This is a genomic window from Vibrio sp. V23_P3S9T160 (genome assembly GCF_963886625.1).
In the GTDB taxonomy this organism is placed as follows: Bacteria; Pseudomonadota; Gammaproteobacteria; order Enterobacterales; family Vibrionaceae; genus Vibrio; species Vibrio anguillarum.
The window spans coordinates 1-6295 of sequence record NZ_CAWPDB010000185.1 but is presented as its reverse complement, the minus strand read 5'-3'; the positions used below and the strand labels follow the sequence as shown (position 1 = coordinate 6295).

The window sequence follows — 6295 nt, the reverse complement described above, 5'->3', positions numbered from 1 at the left end:
TATAAGTTATCTGTAGGTCGCAAATGATTTTTCACAAAATCTTTAATTTTCTTTGTTTCACGTGGATACTCTTTTGAGAAGTTTGCCGTTTCCACTCTTACACTTTCAAGACCTAAAACTTCCTTATATTTCAGCTCCGCCTCCTCGATAGTATCATCGTTAGTAAATAAAGCCCTATCTCCAAAAGATTTGGTAATAAATAACAAACCTCTTTTTGTATTAATTTCTTTAGTTCTTATAGCATTGAACAATCTTAAGTAATTCTCAATATTAATTAAAGTAATAATATTCGACTTAAAAGGTACACAACTTGCCGAAATTACAGCTATCGGTGTATATATGTTTGATATATATCTTAACAAAAACAAACTGAGCGTTAGTTTATCTAATGAAGTTAGAAAATCAAGCGAACCTACCACCCCTACTAAAACAGAACTAAAGAGAACGATATTAGCAGCATTTCTACCATATATTCTCATTCTTTCCAGTCGTTCAAATGACTTTGAAGATATGCCCACACCTTCCATCTCGCCCGCGGCTTCGGCCGCTGCTTCCATAGCATCTTTCTGAGATTCCTTTGTATCTTGTCCCGCTTTCTTCTTTTGTTTAACTTTTGTCAAAATAAACATGAACACGATCAAAAAAACGATATTGAAGCCTGCCAAATAAGGTTCAAAGTAAAATAAAAAAATTAGAGAAACAAAGGCTTGAGCAAAAACAAAAGCATTCAAGAATAAGGCCCTCACCGCTCCAAATGTACCATCCATATTTTTATAGAATGTTTCATCGCCATCACAGCTAATAATATGAGTTGAACTTTTATACTTTGCCAAAAGACTTTCTCTTAATCTTAAAACCAATCTAGAAAGTCCAACCCTACTTACTGAAAGAACCTTAGAACTAAGCACTAAAAGTAAAATTGCCGGAATAAGAGAAATTACTAACTGTTCAACTTTAGTAAACTCAAATGGGATATATGAAAGGGCTTTAGTTATATATCCGGAACTTGTATCGTCGATATAGTGCTGCACACCAAAGTAGAATAGGCCGATCGCAAAACCTTGAAGAAATATTGATGCTATATATATTGCCACGAGCAATAAAAATGAAGAGCGCTCTTTATTAGAAGCGCCCTTAACTAGAAGATAAGACAGGTTCATCAGAGAAATAAATGCAGCATACTCACCTTTGCTTAGATATTTATTCATTATATGTACTGAAATATTTTTTCTTTAAAAACTTTTACGGCTCGCTCTGTATCAGATTGTAACTCTGATCTGCACACAGGAATGCCTTCAACGCGAATGCCAGAAAGAAGGCATTTTTTAACTAGTCTGTTAGATACCTTACGATTACCAATAAATTTCACGGTGCTAAATGAGATAAAAATTATATCCCTTTCAATCTCTTTCTCTAGCTTTTCGATTGACATGGGAATGCGAGAAAGAATTTTTCTCTTAAATCGCATTGGTAGTTTAGCGTCAGAAACTACTCTCGCCAGCTTATCTATGAATTTTGAGTTTTTCACAACAACAGTTTTATCGGTAGTAATGATCTTCTCGCGCCACTCACTTTGGCTTAAAGGAATATCATCGTTATCAATATGTTCTATACACGCTTCATATAAATACGATGTCACGGCCTTATCACCAAAGATGAATATTTTCTTGTCTGGAATCTGTCGCAAAGTTTCAGTCTTCTCTGTGATAAAACCATTCGAAGCAGCGAGTACTGTTGCAGGGTGCTCTAAAGACAAATCCTCGCATTGCTTTAATGAAAAATCACTTATTATCTCTTTGAACAAAAAACCGTTTGTCCCGTTTAAAAGATCATCATCTACCATTACATTTCGCTTGATCTCGTAGTCTCCTACGAGACTGGAGTACTGAAAATACATCGATGCTCCTATTTGATATCTAAGTAAGCTTTTACAACTTCAATAATCTTATATGTAGACATTTCGCTACTGTAAGGCTGAATAGAACCTTTTAGCATTGTCATACAATAATCTTTGAGTGTTTCACTAGTCATATTGTCAAAAGCATCAATCGTATGGATATATCCAAGTTGATGAAGCTCTTTCCAGATAGGGTCATCACGCAACACTACAGACTTCACACCAGCGTAAGCAGCATCTTTTGGAAGACCACCTGAGTCTGTGACAACACCAGTAGCACTTTTTAGCGTTTTGATCACTTCTGAATATTTTAACGGCTCAATCACTTTAATTTGACTACTTTCCAAAAGTGCCAATTCTTCAGCAGAAGCCTTTACTCTAAGGCGCGGATGCAGAGGAAGGATGACTTCTGAACTTTTTGAAAGCTCAACCAACGTTGCTAGAATCAAGCGACGACGTATATCATCATCTACGTTTTCAGCTCGATGGATGGTCACGAGAATTCGATCTTTTATATCCGGCACTTCACTCAGCCGTTCACTCATAATGTGAAACGCATCATACATCAGATCCCCAACTAAATGGTTTCTGTCTGATGGCAAACCTTCTTTAGATACGTTGTTATGGTCTAACTGAGTTACACAGAAATGGTGCTTTGCAAGATGGTCAGTAACCTTTCGATTAACACCTTCTTGGATACCTACGTGTTCTTCAGTTCTAACACCGGCCTCTAAGTGTCCGTACGGAATGTCTAACTTTGCACATGCGATTGAGCCTGCAAGAGTGGAATTCGTATCACCATAAAGAAACACATAATCTGGTTTAAATGACGCTAGCTCATTCCAGATGTTTTCGATCATCATCGGAATTTGTTTTTCAGGTCCAAACCCTGCAATATTTCCATAAGTGATATTTTGGAAAGCAAACTCTTTAATTAGTTCCTCTGACATATTTTTATCGTAGTGCTGACCTGTATCATAGATTTTTTGAATGATACTCTCATCAGAGTAAAGAGCGGTCCATAATGGGAACAGCTTGATATATTGAGGTCTTGTTCCAACTATATGTAGGATTTTATTAGTCATTTTTCACACTCATTGTTACTAATTCAAAACGTTCGGCGTAACGAAAGCCCGAAGCGATACCGGCTTCTATAGCGAGACTCTCAATCACATTAGGCTGGCTATAACTTCTTTGGGATTGGCTTTCAAAAGCAGAAACAGCTTCAATCTTTTTCCTTAGGTTGTCTTCTGTAAGCTCAAAAAACACATTACCCACTACTTTTCTGGTATTCCAAGGATGAGTGTAGCCTAGTAGGGTAGATTGTTTAAATGCTCTAATTGCTTCGCAAGCTAACGTGTTGTGATCTTGATGATAATCATTTTCGGAGCTTGTAATCACTAAATCAGGCTTAATAAGCTCACGCAATTTTATAAGATCTTCAAGAATTTCCTGGCGATAATAAGAAAACTTTCGTACAGGATAATCATAGAAGTGAATATCTGCTTTGAGGCCCAAAATTTCAGCAGAGGCTCTTTGTTCATTTAGCAATTTTTGGGCATCCGCACTCTTAGGCAGAGATTCAACTGGGTTACTAAATACAGCAAGATAAACCTCTACACCTTGTTCTATGAGTACTCGCACTAAGCCTGCAGCACCGAACTCTGTGTCGTCAGGATGCGCAGAAATGAATAGTGCCCGTTTTGTTACGTTAAAAATCATTTTTCTACTCGTAGTTTTTTAGCAGGATTTCCAGCTATAACTCCAGCTTCAAAGGATTTTGTGACACAGGCTCCTATGCCAACGAAAACCTCATCCCCTAGTTCAGCACCGTTGATAACAGAACTATTCGGTCCCAACCAATCACCCTTGCCTATAGTCACCGACCCAGACAACGTTGTTGAAGCCGTTAGAGTAGAATTCGCACCTATCTGACAATTGTGGGCAATATGGACATGGTCATCTACGAGTACATTTTCTCCAACATTTGTTGCTTTAAAGGTGCCAGCCACAACAGTGACGTTATTACTGATCTTAGTGTTTCTACCTATGTAGGCTCCACCTGTATGGATAAATTGATAACCCACACTATTAAGTCGGCCAAAACCGAATCCTTGAAAACCTATCGAGCAATTGGCACCAATTTCTACGCCTTCATCGACATAAACATTAGTATCAAGCTGGGTTGAATGGTGAATTTTGGCGCTTGGATGAACATAACTAATTTGATCGCATTTAGTCCACGCACCACGCCTCGATCTCACCGCGATATTCATTAAGTAAGCGTAGACATCTCTCGGGTTGTTACAAATACACAGTGTAATATTTGTCGCGGATAACCAATTTTCAGGTTTACATTTTGCAAGAATTACAGAGACCACTTCAGTGTTGTCTAGTGTCCAACCGTTGTCTTTTGTGTTAAATACAATTGAGAAATCAGTAATGCTTGATAGAGTCTTAAACTCATAGGGGGCTTCGATCGGTCGGCCATGTACTTCGGTTAATCTGGCAATGTCCTTAATTACATATTTATCTAGAATAATTCTCACGTTTGCCATTTTATAAACCTATGAAACTAGAAAGTTGTTGGTTGACTTGGCCATTTTCTTCAACGACACCTTGTACATTTGGGAGTGGAAGATAATCAACGATCCATCCGTCTCTGCTAAACTCACTGGAAATATATATACTTTCATTTTCAGGTAACTGACGAATCAAACAACAGGTAGATATGTTTATATCCTCAAAAAGGATATTACCTTTATAGTTCTTCAGTTCCTTTTTCAACTCCAAATATGAACTGTTATGTTTTTCAAAATAGTTATCAAGTACTTCCCAGTTTCTTTTCTTAAGGTGTTTAGCCATGGCTAAAGGAAAATCGGCTGTTAAACTAACTCGCTTAACATTTTCCAGTCTAGTTTCACTCTGGTTTTTACTAGTGAGTCTATTTAAACTCTGATGACATCTCAATTTAACAAATTCGATTCGGCTTTCTTTTGAATATTGATAAAAACCTTTATCTTCTTTTCTTGGGCTGACTATAAAACTGCTACGTGTCTTGTTTCTGGTAGAGTCAGAGACGTGTCGATATTTTACGACGTCAGAGTCCGGATAAACTATTTTACCTAACTTGGCAATTGTTGCCCATAAGTCATAGTCACAGCAAAACCCTGTATAGTTTGGTGGCAAACAATCATAGAGTGAATCCGAACGTTTCCACATCACGGCGCAACCGTTAACGTAATTACCTTCATACAACCGATTCTCGATTTTATCTTTATCAGGAGACCAAATTGTAATACGTCCATCGATGTATTCGTATATTGCCTTACCGATGGCCATTGAAGCATCAGGGTCTTTTTCAAGGGCCTCTACAAGCTTGATAATAGCGTACTCTACGTGTAGATCATCTGACGGTAGGTAGATACAGTACTTTCCTGTAGCAAGTTCATGCCCAAGATTAAACGTATAAGTTGAAGCAATAATACCTGTACCCGGCTTCTTAAAGTATTTAACATTAGGGTACTCTTCAGCTAGATGTGCCAGCTCCTTATCACTACCATCATCTATGATAATATGCTCATAATTTGGATACCTCTGGTCTCTTATTGATTCAATGCACTCTCTCAATAGAGGGTATCTTCCGTTCGACTCGCTTACATAAGCAAACGTGATAACTGAAACTTTAGGAAAATTATCCATTATAACACTTCCAAAAATAGTCGAGTTCTTCGTCAATTACTTGGGCTACATTTTCCTTAGAGTGCCTCAAAGCTCTTTCTAGCAAATAAACTCGTAACTCTTCTCTTTTTTCTGGACTTATTGAGGTAATTTTATTTAACTTGTCCATAAAGTCGCTCTGATTACCATCCTTGATTGTAGTCCCTTCCTCAAGGTCCCAGAAAAAAGGGTACTCCTCCCCTAATTCGTCCACTCGAGCATCATAACGGGGTAATAGTATAGGAACACCAGCAGCCATTGCCTCTAAGACTTTCAAAGATCCAGCTATGTTTCCCGACGCATCTTGGTTGTACCAAATTGCAGATGCACTATGTAACATATCTGAAACTTTTTCTTGCGGTATTCTGGGCACATTCACTATTTGATTAGGAATGCTAATTTTCTTGCCTGCACCCACGCATTCAGCTTGGATTTTTCTAGAGACTGAGCTATTAGATAAAGCGGAGATGACTTGATATGGGTAATTAGATGGTCTAATTGGCCCGAAATGACGGATAATTTTCTTCTCGTTTTGAGTTTTTCTGAAAATCTTTACTAATTTTTGTTTAAAACTTAGTGGAACTACCACGCTTTCTACTTTCTCTTTTTCTTTTTCTTTTTCTTTTACAAAATACGAATCATCAATAACCTGAGGAAATAGAATACATATTTCAGGAG

The 6295-nt window shown here is 37.6% G+C and carries 6 protein-coding genes and 1 pseudogene; all 7 read right to left on the bottom strand.

The window, feature by feature from the left end; translation table 11 throughout:
* Nucleotides 1-1208: hypothetical protein (locus tag AACU59_RS17485; RefSeq protein WP_161437722.1), on the bottom strand; the 1208-nt coding region annotated here is incomplete at its 3' end.
* Nucleotides 1208-1897: a hypothetical protein gene (locus AACU59_RS17480; protein WP_094144640.1), complete on the bottom strand. Its 690-nt coding sequence runs from the start codon at nucleotides 1895-1897 to the stop codon at nucleotides 1208-1210. The genes AACU59_RS17480 and AACU59_RS17485, both read right to left, overlap by 1 nt.
* Before the next feature lie 8 nt (nucleotides 1898-1905).
* Nucleotides 1906-2982 carry a UDP-N-acetyl glucosamine 2-epimerase gene (locus AACU59_RS17475; protein ID WP_094144641.1) on the bottom strand — a complete coding sequence of 359 codons (1077 nt, stop codon included), beginning with the start codon at nucleotides 2980-2982 and terminating at the stop codon, nucleotides 1906-1908.
* Nucleotides 2975-3619: a PIG-L deacetylase family protein gene (locus AACU59_RS17470; RefSeq protein WP_094144642.1), complete on the bottom strand. Its 645-nt coding sequence runs from the start codon at nucleotides 3617-3619 to the stop codon at nucleotides 2975-2977. Before AACU59_RS17470 ends, AACU59_RS17475 begins: the two co-directional genes overlap by 8 nt.
* Complete coding sequence (locus AACU59_RS17465) at nucleotides 3616-4455, bottom strand: UDP-3-O-(3-hydroxymyristoyl)glucosamine N-acyltransferase (protein ID WP_094144643.1); 840 nt, start codon at nucleotides 4453-4455, stop codon at nucleotides 3616-3618. Before AACU59_RS17465 ends, AACU59_RS17470 begins: the two co-directional genes overlap by 4 nt.
* 1 nt (nucleotide 4456) lies before the next feature.
* Complete coding sequence (locus tag AACU59_RS17460) at nucleotides 4457-5599, bottom strand: glycosyltransferase (protein ID WP_094144644.1); 1143 nt, start codon at nucleotides 5597-5599, stop codon at nucleotides 4457-4459.
* A pseudogene (locus tag AACU59_RS17455) lies at nucleotides 5592-6295 on the bottom strand (glycosyltransferase); the annotation flags it as partial. The gene AACU59_RS17460 and the pseudogene AACU59_RS17455, both read right to left, overlap by 8 nt.